The organism is Pseudoalteromonas sp. NJ631 (assembly GCF_000276645.1).
Lineage (GTDB): Bacteria > Pseudomonadota > Gammaproteobacteria > Enterobacterales > Alteromonadaceae > Pseudoalteromonas > Pseudoalteromonas piscicida.
In genome coordinates this window covers 1-21,437 of the sequence record NZ_AKXJ01000018.1, presented here as the reverse complement: position 1 = coordinate 21,437, position 21,437 = coordinate 1, and the positions used below count along the sequence as shown (strand labels likewise).

17 protein-coding genes are annotated in these 21,437 nt (G+C 44.8%); 5 read left to right on the top strand and 12 right to left on the bottom strand.

Annotation, left to right across the window (positions count from 1 at the left end; all coding sequences use genetic code 11):
• Positions 1-15 precede the first annotated feature (15 nt).
• Positions 16-915 (bottom strand): bifunctional GNAT family N-acetyltransferase/hotdog fold thioesterase, encoded by a 900-nt coding sequence (locus A587_RS0121020; RefSeq protein ID WP_017219171.1) that lies wholly within the window; start codon positions 913-915, stop codon positions 16-18.
• A 173-nt stretch (positions 916-1,088) separates the two neighbouring features.
• Between A587_RS0121020 and A587_RS0121015 the strand changes: the two genes are divergently transcribed.
• Positions 1,089-1,778 (top strand): spermidine synthase, encoded by a 690-nt coding sequence (locus A587_RS0121015; protein ID WP_010376350.1) that lies wholly within the window; start codon positions 1,089-1,091, stop codon positions 1,776-1,778.
• Between the two features lie 161 nt (positions 1,779-1,939).
• Positions 1,940-2,122 (top strand): hypothetical protein, encoded by a 183-nt coding sequence (locus A587_RS25455; RefSeq protein ID WP_017219170.1) that lies wholly within the window; start codon positions 1,940-1,942, stop codon positions 2,120-2,122.
• 4 nt (positions 2,123-2,126) lie between these two features.
• On the opposite strand, the gene dtd is transcribed toward A587_RS25455, so the two are convergent.
• Genes dtd through A587_RS0120995 form a run of 3 tightly spaced genes read right to left on the bottom strand, consistent with a single transcriptional unit; the run spans position 2,127 to position 4,476 of the window.
• Positions 2,127-2,567 carry a D-aminoacyl-tRNA deacylase gene (gene dtd, locus A587_RS0121005; protein WP_017219169.1) on the bottom strand — a complete coding sequence of 147 codons (441 nt, stop codon included), beginning with the start codon at positions 2,565-2,567 and terminating at the stop codon, positions 2,127-2,129.
• A gap of 19 nt (positions 2,568-2,586) precedes the next feature.
• Complete coding sequence (locus A587_RS0121000; RefSeq protein ID WP_017219168.1) at positions 2,587-3,531, bottom strand: alpha/beta fold hydrolase; 945 nt, start codon at positions 3,529-3,531, stop codon at positions 2,587-2,589.
• 42 nt (positions 3,532-3,573) lie between these two features.
• Positions 3,574-4,476, bottom strand: a complete 903-nt coding sequence (locus A587_RS0120995) for a virulence factor BrkB family protein (protein WP_045962271.1) — start codon at positions 4,474-4,476, stop codon at positions 3,574-3,576.
• Between the two features lie 120 nt (positions 4,477-4,596).
• Here A587_RS0120995 and A587_RS0120990 point away from each other — a divergent pair, with 120 nt between their 5' ends.
• A complete protein-coding gene (locus A587_RS0120990; protein ID WP_010376354.1) occupies positions 4,597-5,244 on the top strand; it encodes a DUF2959 domain-containing protein in 648 nt (215 codons plus the stop codon).
• Between the two features lie 168 nt (positions 5,245-5,412).
• On the opposite strand, the gene A587_RS0120985 is transcribed toward A587_RS0120990, so the two are convergent.
• From A587_RS0120985 to A587_RS0120960, 6 genes are all read right to left on the bottom strand, one after another.
• Positions 5,413-7,368, bottom strand: a complete 1,956-nt coding sequence (locus A587_RS0120985; RefSeq protein WP_017219166.1) for an LTA synthase family protein — start codon at positions 7,366-7,368, stop codon at positions 5,413-5,415.
• Between the two features lie 279 nt (positions 7,369-7,647).
• A complete protein-coding gene (locus A587_RS0120980; protein WP_017219165.1) occupies positions 7,648-8,307 on the bottom strand; it encodes a CoA transferase subunit B in 660 nt (219 codons plus the stop codon).
• Entirely contained in the window at positions 8,307-9,011 is a 705-nt protein-coding gene (locus A587_RS0120975) for a CoA transferase subunit A (protein WP_010376359.1), read from the bottom strand. The genes A587_RS0120980 and A587_RS0120975 overlap by 1 nt, the downstream gene beginning before the upstream one ends.
• A gap of 8 nt (positions 9,012-9,019) precedes the next feature.
• The gene (locus A587_RS0120970) at positions 9,020-9,775 is read right to left on the bottom strand and encodes a 3-hydroxybutyrate dehydrogenase (RefSeq protein WP_017219164.1); all 756 of its coding nucleotides are present in this window, start codon (positions 9,773-9,775) and stop codon (positions 9,020-9,022) included.
• Between the two features lie 13 nt (positions 9,776-9,788).
• The gene (locus A587_RS0120965) at positions 9,789-10,967 is read right to left on the bottom strand and encodes an E22 family MetX-like putative esterase (protein WP_017219163.1); all 1,179 of its coding nucleotides are present in this window, start codon (positions 10,965-10,967) and stop codon (positions 9,789-9,791) included.
• Between the two features lie 15 nt (positions 10,968-10,982).
• Entirely contained in the window at positions 10,983-12,287 is a 1,305-nt protein-coding gene (locus A587_RS0120960; protein ID WP_017219162.1) for a GntP family permease, read from the bottom strand.
• A 248-nt stretch (positions 12,288-12,535) separates the two neighbouring features.
• Between A587_RS0120960 and A587_RS0120955 the strand changes: the two genes are divergently transcribed.
• On the top strand, positions 12,536-14,818 hold the full coding sequence (locus tag A587_RS0120955) for a TonB-dependent receptor (protein ID WP_017219161.1): 2,283 nt from the start codon (positions 12,536-12,538) through the stop codon (positions 14,816-14,818).
• A gap of 97 nt (positions 14,819-14,915) precedes the next feature.
• Positions 14,916-15,581 (top strand): response regulator, encoded by a 666-nt coding sequence (locus A587_RS0120950; protein WP_017219160.1) that lies wholly within the window; start codon positions 14,916-14,918, stop codon positions 15,579-15,581.
• An 11-nt stretch (positions 15,582-15,592) separates the two neighbouring features.
• Here A587_RS0120950 and A587_RS0120945 read toward each other — a convergent pair whose 3' ends face one another.
• Positions 15,593-19,051 carry a PAS domain-containing hybrid sensor histidine kinase/response regulator gene (locus tag A587_RS0120945; RefSeq protein WP_017219159.1) on the bottom strand — a complete coding sequence of 1,153 codons (3,459 nt, stop codon included), beginning with the start codon at positions 19,049-19,051 and terminating at the stop codon, positions 15,593-15,595.
• 87 nt (positions 19,052-19,138) lie between these two features.
• Complete coding sequence (locus tag A587_RS0120940; RefSeq protein WP_017219158.1) at positions 19,139-21,091, bottom strand: HAMP domain-containing methyl-accepting chemotaxis protein; 1,953 nt, start codon at positions 21,089-21,091, stop codon at positions 19,139-19,141.
• Positions 21,092-21,437: the final 346 nt, after the last annotated feature.

Here is a 21,437-nt window from a genome sequence, read left to right as displayed (position 1 = left end):
AGAATAATTCTCTGCTTATTGCGGTTTAATCACCACAAATTGTCCCTCAAATTTAGCAACTAGCATGTCACCATCATAGACACTCACTGGCACCACATATTTTGCTTTGCCAGCCGTCTCTAGCGCTTTTAATTCACCTTCACAGTCCGCAATGGTAACCGTTGCCGCTGGTGCCGTGGTTAAAGGTTTTAGGTATTTAATATTGGCGTCAGCCAACACAATATCTCCCTCTAAGCCAAGCTCTTTAAGTGCTAAATAAGTCGCCCCCCAGCCCGTTAGCGTCGCCATGCTATATATAGAGCCTGCAAACATCGAGTTGTGTAAATTGAGGTTCGCTTTTAAATCAGCCTTAGTGGAAAACTGCCAGTCGGTATAGCTTTCGACTTTAATCCCCATCGCATCACTGATTGGAATAGACTCGCGCCAAGTATTTTGTAATACATGGGTCCAATCTGGCTGCCTAAACCAGCCCGGCTCTGTAGGTCGTTGTTTTACCATTTTCCAGTGCTGTACATCGCCATAGGCTAAGTGTGCCTTTTCAACCACTTCGTAGCCATGACGCTCGTAAAATGATAACGCGCGCTCTCGAGCATACAAAACCAGCTCTTCTGCTTTTTGCGTCCAAGCAATAACCTCAAGCTCATGTAGCAAACGGCTACCTAAGTGATGACCTCGATGCCCTTCTGCAACGGCCATATAACGTACTTGTGCTTGCTTATGATTGTTAAAATGGAGCCTAGCTACGCCTAGCACTTCACCATCATTATTTTTAATGTAGCGATGTTCAGCTTCTTGTTCTAAATCATCCTGTTCGCTGCCACGAGGTTGATCCCATGGCGCTCTTAACACCTGCCAGCGTAACTGGTAATAGGCTTGCCAATCTTCGCTGCTTTGTGGTGAAGTTACCTCAAACATCACTGACTCCTGTTTTGTTATTAGCCTGTTAAACGACTTTGAATCTCGTACGGATACACCCTACAAGATAAGCTCAGTGTAGGGAATAAAATGCGCCAAAACACTTATCCTTTAGTGTAAAAACTGGTGGACAAGCTGGCATTCACAAAATCCTCGTCTATGATGATGTTATCATGGGAGAATTTATTACGCATTCAGGCACTATCAGCAACGATTTTGTGGACCGGAGCCACCAGCTAGGACACTTGCTATATTGGCATAAACAAGGCAGAAATAGCATCCAAGTGCGCCAAGAGAAATCGTTAAGATGGCTTCTGATAAACAACACATTACAATCCGTTGTGGAGTTAAACCACCCGGAGCACTTGTTATTTCCTCATTTAAAAACATTCGCGAGTCGCTGGCAGCAAGTCGCCCCGCCAACTAGCGTACTGGAGCTGGGTCTTGGCGCAGGTGCCATCCGTGATTACCTCAATGCCACTTATCCAAATTGTCACATTACCACCATAGATAACAACCCAGATGTGATCCATTGTTACAAACGCTACTTTGGTGGCGACCCTTTGTGCGATGTTAATTGTGTTGATGTATTTAAAGCGTTGCAACAAGGCAAACGCTACGATTGGATTGTGCTCGATTTATTTAGCGAACTTGAGCCTCCCATCTTCTTGTTTCAGCACCAGTTTTATCGCCTACTCAGAGCTGCTATTAATGATGGGGGTCGACTGTATATCAACTTTTTAACTGAGCATGAGTCGCAGCTCAAGCAACTTCAACACTTATTAATTACCAACTTTGGTAAAAAGCCCTTTATCGAAAAAGTGCCGGACTACGCCAATATGATTATCGAGGTTAAACGCTAGGGCCTGTTGATCTTTCAAGTTTGTTTTTGCAGCAGTTTGATTGGTATTTATACAAGGCAGAGCCAGCGTTGCATAGTCATTCTATGTAAGTCTGGCGATAAAGACTTTGTGCTCCTGCAAAGTCACCTTACCCCACATCCTTGTGGGGCAACACAGAGAAAATGCAAATCAAGCGCTGCCCTTTGGGTTCATCTGAGTACGCTTTGTTCATTGTTGCTCAACTTTTGCCTAGATTACTAGGCGGCAAGTCGAGCGTCGCGACCAAAACACACTCAGAAGAACAAAAATCAAACAGCAAAGGTCAACAGGCCCTAGCATTTGTTGATCTTAGACTTTTACGTTAAATCACTATTCAACATTAAAGTTAAAAGTCACTGGGCCATCATTCAGTAAACTCACCTTCATATCCGCAGCAAATTGTCCCGTCGCGACTTTCAACCCTGCTGCCTTAGCTTGGGTCACAAAGTATTCGTAGAGTGTATTCGCTTGCTCAGGCGTTCCTGCGCTCGAAAAACTTGGCCTCATGCCTTTTTTGGTGTCTGCCGCCAAGGTGAATTGCGATACAACTAATAGTTCGCCTTCAATGTCTTTTAAACTTAAATTCATTTTTCCTTTGTCGTCAGTAAAAATACGGTAGTTACTTACCTTGTGCAGTAACTTATCCGCCGTTTGCTCCGTATCCGACTTTTCAACGCCTAATAGTAACAATATCCCCTGAGCAATTTGGCCTACAACCTCACCTTCTACTTCTACCTTTGCTTCGCTGACCCTTTGAATTAGTCCTTGCACTACCTACCTCTTGTGACTGCTAATGATGCTGAATTTTGCACAGTAATAGATCAGCCGCTCGCCTTATTGCTTCTGCATAAACGGGGTTAGCACTACAATGCCCAACCCCATTCAAAATCAACAACTGCGCCTTAATGCTTTGTGCTAACTGATGAACCGGTGCGTATCGACACATTAAATCATGCCGACTGTGAATAAACCAGATAGGTAAGTGATTGAGCTGATGTGCATCGGCTGTAATTTGCTGTGTTTTGATAAAGCACTGGTGACTAAAAAAATGCACCATATGCTGTGCTTTACTGAGCTGTTTGTCTGCTTTGCAGAGCCTAATACCTTGCGTATCGCTATCCGTTGTGATCAGGTTATCCCACTCACACCAGCGCTGTGCTGCTTTTCTTTTGAGTAACTCATCCTCGCCAAAAAGTGCCGAATGGTAATGGTCTAGCAAGGATTCCACAGTTTGTGCACCTTGTGCAAAGGCAAGATACTGCTCTGGATAAATTTGTGCGGGGGCACCTTGGCTACCATAAAGCCAATGAAGATCCGCCTCATTACCCAAAAAACTCGACCACAACACCATCCCCAAGACATCTTCACGATGTTGCTCAGCATAAAGAAGTGCCAACATGGCACCGAAAGACTCTCCGGCGAGTACAACCTTTTGCAGTCCTAAATGCGCACGAATGGTGTGAATGTCTTTCAGCAGATTCGCGGTATTTATATTGTTAAAGTCAGTTGGGGTTGAGTTGCCACAGCCTCGCTGACTAAACAGGATGATGCGGTATTTTTGCGGATTGAAATAACCAAGTACATTACGACAATGGCCCTGACCTGGGCCACCATGCAGCATGATAAGTGGTGTGCCATCACTGCAGCCATATTCCTCTATGCCCAATTGATGTCCTTCACCTACCGCGAGATGAAAGCGACGCAATGCATCGCCATGTTGATACAATAAGCTCATAATTCCCCCTTGGGGGCTTAAGCTAACCGCTATCGGTAAAAGCTAAAGTCCCTGCGCGTCTGGTGGGTCAAACTCCGAGCTTGTATCTAGTCCTGCGGCTTCCATATCTTGGGTTAAGCACACAGTAAACTCCGCACCTAACAACACCACTATCCAAGATAAATATACCCAAACAAAAAGAATAGGTACTGTTGCGAGCGCCCCATAGATAACTTCGTATGAGGGAAAATGGCTAATGTATAATGCAAAGCCTTTTTTCGTTAGCTCGAATAACAAAGCTGCAAACAAAGCGCCAGGAACCGCGGCTCGAAATGACACACTGGTATTTGGTACTAAAGTATAGAGCATGATGAAGCCAACCATAGAAATTAAATAGGGCAACATCTTAATTAGTGCACCACTAAATCCTGGGATCCCTTGATCGGCAAATGTCACTAAAGAAACGATATAAGATGTCATACCAATACTCGCGCCCAATAGCACAGGGCCAAGCGTGAGCACCATCCAATAAATTGCAAACGAAATCATCAATGGGCGCTTTTGCTTCACTCGCCAAATTCGGTTGAGTGTGGTGTCAACATTACGAATAAGTAACAAAGCCACGACGGCCAAGAAGCTAACCCCTACAGCTGTCATCTTATTCGCGTTGCCAGTAAACGCACTGATGTGCTCTTTAATAGTGTCCGTCGATGTTGGCACAAAGTTATTGAACACAAAGTTTTCAATTGCAAAACGCGTATCTTCAAATCCAGGAAACGCCGAAAAAATGGCTACACCAACCGCAACTAAGGGGACTAACGATAACAGTGTGACATACGCTAAATAGCCCGCGTTGACCGTGATCTGGTCCTCAATACACCGCTTACTATAGCGGCGCCACCAGCTAGGCTGAGAATGTAAGAATCGCAGTGCTACGACCTTCATTTCGGTTATTCTTTGCATCATAATCAAGTTAATATTCATGGATCACTTTACACATCATAACAATCCCCGCCATAATTTATAGTGCTAAATGGTCACGTGGCCACTTACTGATTATTGACCTTCTAGAGCCCGGGAGTGCAAATGAAGAAACTCACCTTAAGCGCAGTGTTACTTTTACTCGTTACTGGCTGCCAAAGTGCCTATTACGCCACCATGGAAAAGTTTGGTGTGCATAAACGCGAGATATTGGTTGATCGTGTCGAAGAAACCAAGGAGTCCCAAGAGGAATCACAAAAAGAGTTTCAATCGGCATTGGAAAGACTCACCACCTTAATTAATTTTAACGGTGGTGAATTACAAGAAGCCTATAACCTGCTTAACGATGACTACCAATCATCCCTTGCCGCCGCAGCTGAAGTAAGTAGCAATATAGACAAAGTGGAAGACGTGGCTAATGCGCTATTTGACGAATGGCAAGATGAACTTGAGCAATATTCGAGTGCAAACTTAAAACGCGAGAGTGCTAAGCAATTAAGCCAAACACAACGCCAATTTGAACGCTTACTTCGCTCAATGCGCAGCAGTGAAGCCAAAATGCAGCCCGTGCTCGACTCACTACAAGATAATGTGCTGTACCTTAAACACAACTTAAATGCACAAGCGGTAAGCGCTATTAAAGGTGAGTTTACGGGGTTAAAGCGTGATATTAGCGCCCTAATCGCAGATATGAACCGTTCTATTGAAGATTCGAACAAGTTTATTGCTGAGATGAACGCACGTAGAGCTTGAGTATCTTAGTCATTACGGGTTAAAAATAAGACTAAATAGCGTAATCCAAAAGGGCATGTCTCACCGCTATATTGACTTGCACTTATGCGAATACGATTAAAGGCCATACTAATCAGGAGACTAGTATGGCCTTCGAATTAAACAGTCAATATTGACCCGTGTCGTAATTTAATGAGGAGTAGGACTCCCCATAAGTAATTGCCATGCAGCAGCCATATAAGTTTGATATTCAAGGATTGGTACTTGCTGCTCAACATTTTGAGCACCCAGTTTTGGGTTAACCTGATAGCTATAAAACTGCTCACCATCACCTTGTTTCCAAACTCGCTCCGTATCTCGAATTGTTTTATAACCAAAAACATTTTCTGGTGCTTCAGAACCAACAAGTGAATGGCCAAAACTAGAAAATGATGTGTTGGGCCTCGCTATCAAGTCCATAATTGTAGCTGTGATATCCATATGTGAAGCAATTGTTCGGTTACTCAATTTAGGTGAAACCCCTTGCCCCAGTAAAAGAATTGGGACATGGGTAAGTTCGTACAAGTTAGGCTTAGCATGAAAATAGCGGCGGCTGTAGTGATCTCCAGTAATGATAAATAGCGCATCAGGATATTTGCGTTGCATATTATCAACAAACTGTCCCATCATTTGATCTGAATACCACAAGTGCCCAAGAGTGTTGGCAGATAGCACCTCATCACCCATTAGCTGAAACTGGGCTGGGTAGTCTCCATTTTTCCAAGGATAATCACTAGCTGATAAATCCAAATTAAATGGACCGTGATAGCTAGTAGTCATAATCAAGTTAAAGCTATTTTCTGGCACTGACTGGCTAACGAGATCAAATAGCTGCCCATCATCAACCCCCCATACACCGGCACTGCCCTTACCTCCTGCATTTGCCGCCGAATAAATATGATCGACGCCATGTCTACTCATAAAATCACCTACTGTTTGCCAAGACAATAAGCCACCATAAAAAAATTGTGATGTATAACCTTGTCCCTCCATCAAATGGATTAGCGAGTAAGTATGAGCCTTACTCGTGAGGCTGCTCATGTTAATACCACTAAATGGAATCCCTGTAACTAGACTGGATAATGAGTTCATTGTGCTTGAAGCAGCAGGCAATGCTTGTTCAACATAAATACCCTTTGCTTTTAGTCGATGAAAATTTTCTGTTAGCGCCAAATCCCTATATTTATCCTGCAGAGGCCAAGAATCAAAGCTTTCCATCACAATGTAAAAAATGCGAGAAGGTTTTTGAATTAAGGGCCCCATACTACGAGTCTCATTATTTAGCAGCGCATCATCAACCTCATGCTTATCGGCTAAATAAGGGTTAGTACTTGACGTGGTGAGCTGATTTAATTCACCGTAGTCTTGTATCGCGTAGAAGAAACTGCGAAATGGGTTAATAACTAAGTTGTTTACAAATGGATCCGTGGTGACGGCTGACCACTTTCTCGATGCAGGACGGGAGTCAAATGAACCTCTAGCAGCGCAAACGAACATAACGAACACCAATATCGAAATAACCGCTTGTTTGATTCTGCTCTTCGGACAAATATTTATTAGTAAGCGATAACTTCTCTTATCCACAAAACGAGTCCATACGACCACGCAAGATAGTAGTATACCTATGCTCAACAAACTCCCCCAAGGTTTATACTGCTGAATCACGGTGCTCAGTATGGCCTGCTGATCATCATATAACCCTTCCAGCATGAGATAATTATATTGAGTTCCATACTCACTGATATAAGTTATCCCGCAGATTCCTAATAATACGAAAACACTCAGATAAATTAGCCCTATCATATTGCGTGCTCGTCTAACCCAATTATCTAATCGCAAAGGCTGTAGGAAACAATTCAGCAAAAAAGGAATAGCGAGACAAACTCCAGCAGCAGAGGAGTCAAATTTAAAACCGGTGGCTAAGGCATCAAGTATTTGCTTAACCGTGATATTTAACGAAATGTTCTCGCTGAAATGAAAGAGATAAAATAGCCTAAATGACATAAGTAGAAATACTCCACCCAGCCACAATAAAAGTATCTTCCAACTCTCAGTAATAAAAAGGTACCACCGCCCCACCTTTGGTGCGCCAAAAGAAGCTTGCATTGAATTTCCTTTGCAAATTGTAATAAACAATTGTACCAATTTCAGGTTTATATGGGAGCTTTTACAGGTAAGTGTTTACTAATTTTTACAATTTTATGACTACTATGAGAAGCTATAGCAGGGGAAGGATAATTAAGGGAAAAATAGGACTTTTAGATAACTGAGAAGATATGTTGATTACAAGCCACCTTGTGACAGCAGCGCAGAATGACAAATGTAGCGCAGCTCGCGTTACAGCCAGCTGCGTGCATAGCGTGGTAACTCAGCTTTAACTCAATCCTAACTAAACACCATCTCCGGTACGTCATCTGGGCAAATCAACATGCCTGCGGTTTTGGCTTGAATTTCCGAGGCGCTAACACCTGGAGCTCGCTCAAGTAAATGAAATGCACCCTCTTTGACTTCAAGCAGCGCAAGATCGGTTACTATCTTATTGATACAGTTTACGCCGGTGAGCGGTAAACTGCAGCGCTGTAGCAGCTTGGACTCGCCTTGTTTATTCGCATGCGTCATAGTGCAAATTATATTTTTAGCCCCAGCGACAAGGTCCATCGCGCCACCCATGCCCTTGATAAGCTTACCTGGGATCATCCAGCTGGCAAGATTGCCGTACTGGTCGACTTCAAAAGCGCCGAGCACCGTGAGGTCCACATGACCGCCACGGATCATTGCAAAACTTTCTGCAGAACTAAAAATGGCAGCGCCCGTACGGGCTGTAACGGTTTCCTTACCCGCATTGATCATATCCGCATCCACTTCCTGCTCGGTCGGATAAGCGCCCATGCCTAATAAGCCGTTTTCCGATTGCAGCATAACATCCATGCCCTGTGGTACATAATTGGCCACCAGCGTGGGGATCCCAATGCCAAGGTTGACATAAAACCCATCTCTTAATTCCTGCGCCACTCGCATGGCCATTTGCTCTCTGGTTAATGCCATTATGCTTGCTCCTTCACAGTACGTTTTTCGATGCGTTTTTCAAACTGTCCTAGAATCACTCTGTCGATATAAATTCCGGGGGTATGAATTTGGCTCGGTTCGATTTCGCCGGGCTCTACAATTTCTTCCACTTCAACGACGGTAATTTTTCCAGCCGTTGCAGCCATTGGATTAAAGTTCATGGCGGTGTGGCGATAAACACAATTGCCAAAACGGTCTGCTTTCCACGCTTTTACAATGGCAAAGTCTCCCGTAATACTCGGCTCTAAAATATATTCTCTATCACCAAACGTTTTTACCTCTTTGCCCTCAGCGACGGGTGTACCAACGCCTGTTGCGGTATAAAAAGCGGGGATCCCAGCTCCACCTGCGCGCATCTTTTCTGCAAGTGTCCCTTGTGGAGTTAATTCAACTTCCAATACACCGCTCAATAACTGCTGCTCAAACAAGGCGTTTTCTCCCACATAGGAAGCCACCATTTTGCGGATCTGCTTATCCTCAAGCAAAATCCCTAAACCAAACCCGTCTACTCCGCAGTTATTAGAAACCACGGTTAAGTCCTTTGTGCCCATGTGGCGTATTTGGCTTATCAAACCTTCTGGGATCCCGCACAAACCAAAGCCCCCCGCAATCACGGTCATGCCATCACACAGTCCTGCCATTGCCTCTTCGTAGCTTACGACTACCTTATCAAATCCAGCCATCGTTCCTCCTATTGCACTGTCCAGCCGCCGTCCAATACAATGGCTTGGCCAGTAATGTTGCGTGACTCATTTGCGAGTAAAAAATTGACAGCATGGGCAATCTCATCCAACCCTATAAAGGCCTTTTTCGGCATTGGTGCCAACATGATATTGTTTATCACTTCATCTTCGCTGATCCCATGCTGTTTCGCTTGCGCGGTAATTTGCTGTTCTACCAATGGGGTTTTTACATAAGCTGGGCAAATGGTGTTTACGGTGATATCGCAGTCCGCGGTTTCCAGCGCCAATACTTTGCCAAATCCCATTAACCCATGTTTTGCAGCGACATAAGCAGACTTATATTTAGAAGCGACTAAAGCGTGAATAGAACCAATATTGACGATGCGGCCAAAGCCTCCTTTGCGCATATGCGGCAATACCGCCTTACACAACATGGCGGGGCCTGTTAGCATCACATCTTGCAGCAATTGCCATTTATCTTCTGGATAATGCTCCAGTGCTTCAACATGTTGCACGCCTGCGTTATTGATAAGCACATCAATGTTATCGTGCTGACGGACAAAGTCAGCGATGTCTTGCTTATTAGCGATATTGAGCGCAAACGCTTGTGCATTTCCTCCGTCACTGACGATAGACTCGGCCACCGTCTGTGCTTGCGCTAAGTTCAAGTCTACGAGCACTAAGCTGTAACCTTGTTTGCTCAGGGCCATCGCGATATAGCGACCAATGCCACTTGCAGCCCCTGTGATCAACGCCGTCTTCATCGTCACTCCTTGATTATTTTGCTAAGAACTGAGCAATGGTGTCAGCCTGTGATTGAATTGAAAAAATACCGTCTAAATGTCCCCAAACGCCTTCTATCTCTGTAATTTGCACGTCTTTATTCTTGGCTTTAAGGGTTTCTGCTAACTTACGAATGGGCTCAGGCCTTAATAACAAGTCATTGCTTGCAGGCATCAACAAAACCTTTGCTGTGATTTTATCGATAGCGCTATCAAAATTACCTTGCATGCCTGCGGTATATAGTTGCGAGGCGCGGACTAAATACAAGATTGAATTCGCATCTTGCGTTTCAGCCCTCGCTCGTGCGCGCGTGGCTAGCGTTTGGCTGAGTTTAGGAAGCTGACGAATATCTTGTTTTGCTTTGGGATCAAGCACAATAAAGTCTGGAAAACTGGCGTTGTAAATAGCGGGGTGCATCGCGTCTTGAGTAATATTAAGCATCGTGGCAGTCAGTCCAGCAAGCGGCCTTTCCCCGTCGTAGTAGTCCCCGCCCTGCCAATTTGGATCAAGTCGAATAGGTAAAGCCCATTTCTCTAACGCCGCAACGGTCCAAGCATCCATCTTTGCCGCGCCAATCACATGAATTAAACGTGACACTTTTTCGGGATAACGCACCGACCATTCTAACGCTTGGAAAGATCCCATAGACGCGCCCATCACTGCATGTAGTTTGTCGATACCTAAGCTATCCAATAGTTGCTTTTGTACTTCAACAAAATCACCGATGGTCACCACGGGAAAGTCCAAGCCGTAAGGCTTGCCCGTCTTCGGATTAATGGAAGCTGGGCCCGTCGTGATCACATCTCTACTATGCCAGTTTGCATTGACCAAAGTATCTGTGCTTATCACAAAGTATTTATTAGTATCTATCGCTTTACCCGGGCCGATAATGGCATCCCAGTAACCTGCCAATACGTCAGACTCTCGATACTTGCCCGCGGCGTGAGATGTGCCAGAAAAGAAATGCGTGATCAAAATTGCATTGCTTTTGTCGGCATTTAACTTGCCATAGCTTTCCCAGCCGACCTTAACGTCAGGAATGCTGACTCCAGACTCTGTAGTAAAATGCGCGAGTGTAAATGCCCGCTTTTCAACCAGCATAGGTTTGTTTGTCTCACTGCCATAGACAATATTGCTGGCAACGAACAAAAGTAACAGGAAAATCCGCTTCATTGCTGTATCTCTCCGTTAAAATAAGATGAATAGGGTTAATGCGAGGGCAACCCCCACCAGCGGTACAACCGCAGTCAACGCAGCCATGGACCAATATGCTCGTTGATGTGTTTCTTTACAGATAGCGCGAATGGTTGTGACCACATAACCGTTGTGCGGTAAGGTATCCAAAGCGCCTGAGCTAATAGCGACAACACGATGTAATTGTTCTGGGTTGACACCTGCATCGATGTAGTGCGGCGCCACTAAAGGTAACGCAATGGCTTGCCCACCGGATGCCGAACCGGTTAAACCGGCTATTACACTTACCGCCACCGCGGCGCCAAGTAACTCATTACCCGGCATCTGTGTCATCATCTCGACCGCTAATTGAAATGCCTCGGTGTTTTTTGCTACCGCACCAAAACCCACTACCGCACTGGTATTACCGATAGCAACTAGCGCACCTGTTGTACCTAGGTTAATCGCGGCTCCCATGTTGTGAAAATGCTTAAAGTTAATCGCGACAATACTGAGTACACCGCCTAGCAACGCTACAATGAGTGCACTTTGCTGCAGCACATCATGAAGTGTAAAAGATAAAATTAACACCACGATTAAAGGCAGTACACCAGTGATTGGATGAGGATAGTTACGTTCATGGATTTCAGGGTCGTCTTCTTTCGCCTCAAAGTGCTCACCATTTGCCACCGCTTTGGCTATCATCTTTTTCAACCACCAATAACCCGTAATGGCCATAAATGTGGCGACCACTAGACTGACTTCCCAAGCCGCATAAGGCGAAGTGCCTAAATATTTTATTGGGATCCAGTTTTGGATTTCAGGGGAGCCTGCCGAAGTCATGGTAAAGGTGACTGAGCCGAAGGCCAGAGTTGCGGGAATAAAACGCCTTGGTAAATTGGCGTCTTTAAATAAGCTGAGCGCCATAGGATAGACAGAAAAAGCCACAATAAAAACACTAACGCCGCCATACGTTAGTACCGCACAGGCAATCACCACCGCTAATACCGCATGTCTCATACCTAACTTGTCGACAATATAGCGTGCCACGCTGTCGGCAGCACCGCTGTCTTCCATGAACTTACCGAACAAAGAGCCAAGCAAAAACATGAAAAACCAAGCACTCAAAAAGCCAGCAAAGCCATCCATATAGAGTGTAAGAAAGCTGCTTTCTACAGCTTCTGTGGGAAATAGCGCAACGCCACTCGTTAATGCGACCAATAAAGCGCACAGAGGAGCTGCGATAAACAAGTTTACGCCACGGAGAGTTAGCCAAATAAGCAGGCCAAGTCCTCCTGCCAGTCCAAGCATACTGAGCATAAGGGCATCCTTTTATTGTTATTAATGCCCGTTATAAGTTGATGTGTTGGGCATACTGTTGATGAATATCAGTGTGGCGTGCAGACGCAATAAAAACCATAGTACTAAGGTTATAGAAGCTCTACACCCCGTGTTAATCCTAGCGTATCAAGGCATTAGTACTAAGGTACTAATAGAAAAACTTTACAACTCCCCTATGCTTTGGTGTGACAACAAGCACCCAAAATGACAATAATAGGGACCACAGGATGAACATTTACCAACCTAGATATTCAGCTATCGCGTTGGCTATTACACTCGCAACTCAAGTCAGCCCAGCGGCAGCAGAACAAACAACACAATCAGAAGGCAAGCTAGAACGCATTGAAGTCACGGCGCGTAAGACGGTAGAAAACCTTCAAACCGTTCCAGTTACAGTGACTTCTATCGGTGAAACCGATCTACTCGAAAATGGCATTTCGGTCCTCTCTGAAGTCCAGCAGTTTTCACCCAATACCACGCTTCAAGCTAGCCGTGGCACTAACTCTACCCTCACTGCTTTTATTCGTGGTGTCGGGCAACAAGACCCATTATGGGGTTATGAACCCGGTGTCGGCATTTACGTCGATGACATTTATTTGGCAAGGCCGCAAGGGGCTGTACTCGATCTGCTTGATGTACAACAGATTGAAGTACTACGAGGACCGCAAGGAACGCTATACGGCAAAAACACCATTGGTGGCGCAATCAAATATGTCACTAAAGAAATGTCTGGCGATGCGACATTTAACGTGGAGGGGACGGTTGGTAGTCATAATCAACGCGATCTTAAGATCACAGGTCAACTGCCGCTCGTAGAAGACACACTCTACTTAGGTTATGGCTTTGCCACTTTGAATCGAGATGGCTTTGGTGAATTCAAGGTTTCAACGCTACCCGGCCAAGATAAGGAAAACTACAATAAAGAAATTCAAGCTGCACGGTTAACCTTGGAATATCGTCCAAGCGATGATTTGTTCTTCCGTTTAGCATGGGATAAAACCGACGATGACTCCAACTCTAAAGGAGGTTATCGCTTGTTGCCGAGCTTACTGACTGACGCCCCCGTGCCTGACAGCGTATTTGATTCTTACACCAGTATGCCAACCTGGAATAAAGTCGAACTTGAGGGATATAGTTTGACCGCTCGCTGGGATCTTTCTGACGCCACCACAATAAAATACATCGGTGCTAGCCGAGATAGTTACTCCCCGACTAATATCGACTTTGATAATACGCCACTGCGGATCTTTGATGTACCCGCCATTTATGATGACGAACAAACCACGCATGAGATACAACTAAGCCATGCAGGTAATGGCTATAAATTTGTCTCAGGTCTATATTATTACGATGGCGAGTCATGCGGCCAATTCCAAGCAATTTTAGAAGTGTTAGGACAAAGCTTAGGCGCTCCCGGTCTTACGCGAGAAGTGAGTGGTTGTAACAACTCAAATAGTAAAGCCGCGTATATTCAAGGCACTATTGATTTAGCAGAGCAGTGGTCACTCACATTGGGCGCTCGTTACACTAAAGACAGCAAAGAAGCACAAGTCAGCAATGGTTTGGTCTTTGATGTCGTGTATCCCGAATCAAATTGGATCCCAGGTTATACACGCCCTGCAGGTGAGCTCGTACCGTCAGTGCTTGATGATGAAGAAGATTGGTCACGGTTTACGCCAAGAGTGGGAGTGGAATATCAATACAACCGCGATATCATGTTCTTCGCCAGCTACGCTCAAGGGTTTAAATCTGGTACCTTTAACCCCAGAGCCAGCACCGCGGAGCCTGCTGCAGACCCTGAAATCGTAGATTCATTCGAAATCGGTATGAAAAGCGAGTGGAACGATAATCTAAGAGCCAATATCACGCTATTCACATTAGATCACAAAGACCGCCAATATATTTCCGTATTGCCCGGTGCAACTTCTGCCGATCTAAACCAACGACTTGGCAACATTGGTAAGTCGACTGCAAATGGTATTGAAGCCGAGCTGAGCTATGTCGCTACCGAAGCGCTGAGTTTTGACGCCGCGATAGGATATATAGACAGCGACTTCGAAGAGGTACTCGATACTAACCCAGACACGGGGGCGACATTTGACAAATCTGAGCGCTTTAGTATTTCTAACACCCCTGATTTAACTTTTAACCTTGGGGCGACATACAAACTCTACAGTGATATTGGCGACTGGGTGTTCAATGCCAGCTACTACCATCGTGGTGATTATGTTTTATTTGAGGAAGATAGCCTACTGACGCAGGATAGCTATGGTTTAGTTAATCTGAGTATTAATTGGTATAGCACAGATGGCAATTGGCGTGTTGGTCTTCATGGGAAAAACCTGACCGATGAAGAATATATGATAGGAGGCTATCAGTTCGTGACACCAGACCCAAGCGATCCGAGTAATGTGAGTAAATATACGCCGGGGCTTGGTGGTGATAATACCTTAATAGGCTACTTTGGCGACCCAAGAACCGTTTCGCTTACCGTGGGTTATCGTTTTTAGCACCGCAAGCGAGGCTGTAAGGGAGCCTCGCTATCTCAATCACTTGATGTAGTTTCGGAAATACCCTATAACAACGGATACTAGGAGTTAGTTAAGGATGTCTCAGGTGCAAGCAATCATCGCTGATGACCACCCATTATTTCGCAGCGCACTCAAACAAGCCGCTGCACAAGCGATTGGTCATGATCCCATCAAAGAAGCCAGTACCTTAGACAGCTTATTCGAGATGTTGCTCGCGCATCCTGAGACAGAGCTAGTATTTTTGGACTTATCTATTCCTGGTGCGAAAGGTCTCGAAGGTCTTGCCCGGTTAAGAAATCAATACCCTGACATATTAGTGATCATGGTTTCAGCCAACGAATCGGCAGCCATTATTAGCCAATGCATTGCCCTCGGGGCAAGCGCTTATATTCCCAAATCGTCCTCTCTAGAGTTGATCAGTGATGCCATCAAGCTCGTTATAGAAGGAGAAACTTGGTTACCCGAAATCGTAGATATCGCGCCTGAAAATGACAGCGAACAAGCACAATTTGCACGTAATTTAGAAAAACTAACTCCCCAGCAATATCGAGTATTAACGATGATTGCCGATGGCCTTTTGAATAAGCAGATTGCGTATGCAATGTCGATTCAAGAGACCACCATCAAACAGCATGTTTCAGCTATTTTAAAAAAGCTCAATGTGTATAACCGCACCCAAGCTGGGATCCTCTTTAATCAACTAGCTACGGATGTACATCTCGACGATGAAGCGAGTGCTTAAACCTTGGAAGACTAGAGCAATCGCTTAATCATGCGCTTTAGAGCTGGCGTTTTAAGTGGTTTATAGAGTAATGGGATCCCTGCATCACTCACTCGCTCGCGGATGGCCTCGTCATGGTTAGCCGTATTAATAATGATTGGCATATCATCAAGCTCAAGCGCTGCTATTACCTCAAGTCCAGTGACACCATGATCAAGCTGATAATCCGCGATCAGCATATCTGCCCGACTCGTTGCTTGCAGCGCACTAAGCTCAGCTTCATCTCGCGCCACAGCTACTTGGCATCCCCAACTCAGTAATACTTGAGATAATGCATTAAGTGCATTGGCATCATTATCGAGCAACCAAATAGACAGACCCGATAGTTGCGAATCACCGCTGAGTTTATCAGCGGTTACTTCGGCCTTTTGATCCGTCTGCTTTCCATAACTTGGTAGTGTTAAGGTAAATTGGGTGCCTTTATTAAGTTGTGAGCCAAGGGTGATGGGAATTTCCAACACTTCGCATATCCGTTTACTGATAGCAAGCCCGAGCCCTAACCCCTGCGCCAGTTCTTTACTGTGGAGCTGTTTGAACTCTTGAAATATGGCGTCCTGATCTTGCTTTGCAATGCCCACTCCAGTGTCTTCAACAATGATAGAAACACTCTCCCCCTGACATTCAGCGATAAGTCTTACCGCACCAGACTCAGTATAACGGATAGCGTTGCTCAGTAAGTTTCCCAATACCCTTTTTAGCAGTGCTTTATCGGTGTAGAGCACGACATCACAAACCCGCACTGCAAACGCTAATCCTTTGTCTTTTGCTACTGCCCCATATTCATTTTCCAATGGTTCCAGCAGTGACGACAACGCAAAGCGCGAGCGATTAACCTTAAATGCCCCAGCCTCTAACTTTGTGAGCTCAAGAATGCTCGACAACAGTTCTTCAGCACTTGCCAATGAACTTTTGATGCTTTGCGAAAGCTCAGCTAAGTCGGTCCCTTGGGCCTTTTCACTCATCAATGAGCAAAACAGGCTCGCTGCGTTGAATGGCTGTAACAGATCATGACTCGCTGCGGCGAAAAAGCGGGTCTTACTCTCCGTTGCATGCTCCGCTTGGCGTTTCGCAGAAGATAAAGCACGGTTGGCGTCTATCAACTCTTTGGTCCTTGCCGCGACCGTTTCTTCTAGGTTTACATTAACTTGCTCTAGTAAGGATTGTTGTTTTACAAACTCGGTGATATCCGTATAGGTCGTTACAAATCCACCACCTGGTAATGGGTTTCCTTGCATTTCAAACACTCGGCCATCATGGTGCTCTCGACGGTAGCGATACGCATTACCTCGTCGTAAATGTGATAGACGCTTCTCTACTTGCTGCTCGACATCAGCATCACCAAATAGTCCGCGCTGCGCATTGTAACGAATAAGCTCAGCCACAGGACGCCCGATAAACAGCGCATTGTCTGGATAATTAAACATTTCTGCGTAGCGCTGGTTCCAAGCGACCAATTGCAGTTGGCTATCTACTACACTTATCCCCTGACTGACGTTTTCTATCGTCGACTGCAGTAAGTCGCGATTAAAACGTAGCACCTGTGACGCTTCATCAACAAATTCCGCAACTTGCTCTAAAGGCTGGCGTTTTTCATCTTTGGCGACATCTAAAATCAGTTTCGCAGATGCCCCTCCAACGAGCGTCGACATCTCCCGCTCGATCATATTTTCCACTTGCAATGGCGCTGGCTGTTTCCAGTTGGCAGGCTCCTTAGGAAAATGAAGCTCGACAAGCTGCTGCGCACGCGCTTGCTCGCTAAAGCGCTGCAGTAATGTTGCTAAGTCTTGGTAACTCAATACCGTGTTAGTGGACTGTGAAGACTTGGACGGCATTACAAACTTGTTGCTTTGTAAGCGCTCAGCAAGACGTGCGGATGAAATAAACGGCACCAGCAGATAAACCAACAAATTTGCACTTAAAGAGATCAGCACGGACTGACTCGTACTGTCTAACCCCAGACCCAAAAAGTCTAAAGGTGCTAACCATGTGATATTCAAAGGTCCCGCGCTCAACCAGTGACTTTCGAAGTTAAAGCCACTAATGAGACTCGGTAACAATAGCGTGTAAAACCAAATAGCAAAACCCGTCACAATCCCCAATTGCGCACCTAAGCATGAAGCCCCACGCCACCATAAACCAACCACCATCGCAGGTGCAAACTGCGCAACCAAAGCAAATGACATGAGTCCCATATTGGCTAGCGTGTTGCCCTCAGCAAGCACGCGATGACTGGCATAACTCAGTAATAAAATGCCAACAATAACCACCCGTCGAGCATTGAGCAGATTAAACTTAGATAAACCTCTATGGCTGGAATTTAACTGCGAGCGGCGCAACAAAAATTGATTGATAAAGTCATTGGTGATCATGATAGATAGCACGATGGCTGAGACTATCACCATGCTCGTCGCCGCAGAGAACCCTCCTAAAAAGGCTATCAAAGCGACTACAGGCGCATCAGATCCCAGTGGTAAGGCAAGCACAAACGTATCGTAGCCAACATCTTGACCATTAAAATATACCAGCCCGGCGTAGGCGATTGGCAAAATAAACAAATTAATTAGCAATAAATAAAAGGGAAATAACCAGCGTGCGGTCTTAAACTGGTTTTGTTCATCATATTCAATAAAAGAGGTATGAAACTGCCTCGGTAAACAAAGCGTTGCCAATACCCCTAAAAGAACATGGACTAAATAAACATAGGTTGGGCTAGCCGATGCCTCTATTTGCTTAGTAATTCCCTGCTGCTCCGCTTGGTTAAATAAGTGAGAGGGCGATTCAAAAAGCACAAAACAGACATAGACACCAACGGCAATAAACGCCAGTAACTTAACTAATGACTCAAAGGCGATTGCAGTCATCAACCCTGGGTTATGCTCACTGGGTCTCAGCCTACGAGTGCCGAACAAAATAGCAAAAAGGGCTAACAGCAAGGTGATATAAAAAGTACTATCCTGCCAAAACGCGACACTCACCCGCTGGGTGTCGCTTGTTAGCATACCGATACTGGCACTGGTAGCATTAAGCTGAAGGGCAATATAGGGCACAACCGCAATGACAGAGATCAGAGAAATGAGTCCAGACAGACTAGAAGAATTACCGTAACGAGTGGCAATAAAGTCCGCCATGGAAGTAAGTTGCTGCTGGCGGCATATTTCAGCAATTCGTGTGTAGACTTGCCAACCAAATATAAACAGTAAAATCGTGCCAACATAAGTTGGGGCAAGCCACCAGCCGTTATTTGCAGCTTGTGCAGTAGTACCAAAAAACGCCCAAGAGGTGCAATACACCCCAAGTGACAAGGCATAGGTAACTTGCTTGGCACGGTAAGACCTAAATTTAGTACTCGCCCTATCTGCGCCCCATGCAATGGTAAATAAAAGCGCTAAATAAAGCAGCGCAATAAGACTGATCAGCTCGATAGAAAACATAACTGTGATGATTTTTTATTGTTTGCTCTAGCATAACGGCTGTACTGTAAAAAGACAGCACACTTTAGTGCTACAGCCTATCACTACTTATAACCTAAAACTGCTCACCGATTTATCCAGTGCACGGGATAAAGACAGCAGCGACAATGCTTCATCTGACGCGCGTTCGGCTCCCGTTGCTGTCTCTTGCGCGGTTTCGCTGATTTCTGTCACACTTTGCGAAAGTTGCTGTGTAACCGTGTTTTGCTCCTCAGAAGCACTGGCTATTTGCAGATTCATATCTTTAATCGTACTCACAGATGAAGAAATCGCTTGTAACACTTCATCCGTTTTCGCCGACTTGTCCGCTGTATCTTTAGCATCTTTAACGTTCTCTCGCATCATGCCAACGGAGCGCTTCGCTTCATTTTGCAACTTAGAGATCATCTCTTGAATTTCGTCTGTACTCTTTTGGGTGCGACTCGCAAGGCTTCTCACCTCGTCGGCCACTACGGCAAAGCCTCTTCCTTGTTCGCCAGCTCTTGCGGCTTCAATTGCTGCGTTGAGCGCTAACAGATTAGTTTGCTCCGCTATACCCCTGATGACATCCAAAATAGAACCTACCGACTCTGTTTCTTGTTCAAGATTCTCAATGGTCTGGCTCACATTTTCTATTTTACCCACTAGACCTTCCATTGCTTGCTGTGTTGCAACGACAACTTGAACACCTGAATTAGATTGAGAATCCGCATCGGTCGCAGCATCCGCTGCGAGTTGAGCACTTTGGGTTATTTCAGCAATCGTGGCAGCCATTTCATTCATCGAAACAGCACTATGACTGAGTTGCTCCATTTGGTTGTCCGCCCCTTGTTTGGACTGGGCGGTGATAGCACTAAGCGTTTCTGACGAGGAAGATAGTGCATGTGTAGAGCTTTGAATTTCTGCAATGATGGCTTTTAGTTTGTCAGCCATATCACGCATTGCCAAATAAATACCGCTGACTGATTCCCCTCTGTCAAATTGTATAGTGAGGTCGCCACTGGCAATCCTTGATGCCACTTCCGCGATTTCTTTTGGCTCCCCACCAATTGGGGTTTTGATTAAACGAGTGATATACCAACTCAGAAAGCAGCCTAAAAAGATCACCGCAAGTGCAACAACAATAATTGTATTCACGGTGTTTTCACTTTGCGCTTGAGCAACTGGCCCCAATTCGTCTTGCTTATCTTTTATCGATTCTTTAATACGTGCTAAATAATCCGCAATAGTTTGACCATTTTTATTTAGTGATTCGGCTATTAACTGATTCCTCTCTGTGATAATTCGCTGAACTTCGTTTACCCCCCGAGAGTAACGATCTCCAAGTGACTCAGTATCTGCTAGTAGTTGCTTGGCTGTGTCATCGGTAAATTCCGATCTAGATTGGTTTAGTAAGTCCTTTTCTTGCTTAAGTTCTTTCATTGCTCTTTCATAGTCTTCAGGCTGGTTACTCACTAAAAACTTGCTGACAAATAATCGCCCTAGTAGCAACTTTTCTTGCATATGAGCAGCAACATTTAATCCTTGAAAGTCATTACGTTCGACACTTAACTCCATTAACTGAGTGACATTTTTTCGCATTTGAGGACCTATTTGATCCAATGTGTCGTTAACAACTGTATCTCTGCGACGGTAAAGCGTTAGGATCTGTTTAAAGGTCGTTTCATATTCGACTAAAGCCTCCTCACTTTTCTCTACTAGCGCTACTAACTCTGGTGTGGTTAGGACCTTTCTCGCTTCGAGGAAATCTTTATGTAATTGCTCAGTCTTTTGTTCAAATTGGCGTATATCTTCTTGAGACTGCTGCTTGAGAAAATTTAAGACGTTGACTCTGGTTGACAATAAGTTTGCTTCTAAACTACTCGCTAGGTTACTTGCCCTGGCCAAGCTGCGATATTCGACAAAGTTACCAAAGCCACCACTTAACCCAACATAAGCCACACCAGACAGCATGATCATAAGTACAATCATAATTCCAAATGAAACCGATAATTGCTGACCTAACTTTAACTTTGTAAGCATATAAAAACCCTAAACATCGTCTTCACGGATAGTCTAGTAGCTATTGCACGAGACGCACGAGCAGGTGCTACTTGTGTTTAATACAATAATAATTGACGTTGTTCACCATTTAGTAAAGGTATGTACCGATTAAAAAACAACTTTGGGGATGTCGATATATTGCGCTTATTGCATTTAAAAGGAGCGAAGATTTGTTAATGGTTAATATTAATTAGAACGGGATAGAGCTTATTACACGACAAAAGTTCGCTATGACCGAGAGAGTGCTATTATTTATTCTCTTTAAAACACAAAAGTCTAATTTAGTTAAAAACTAAAATTAAGCTTTCTTAGGACGTTCAATCAC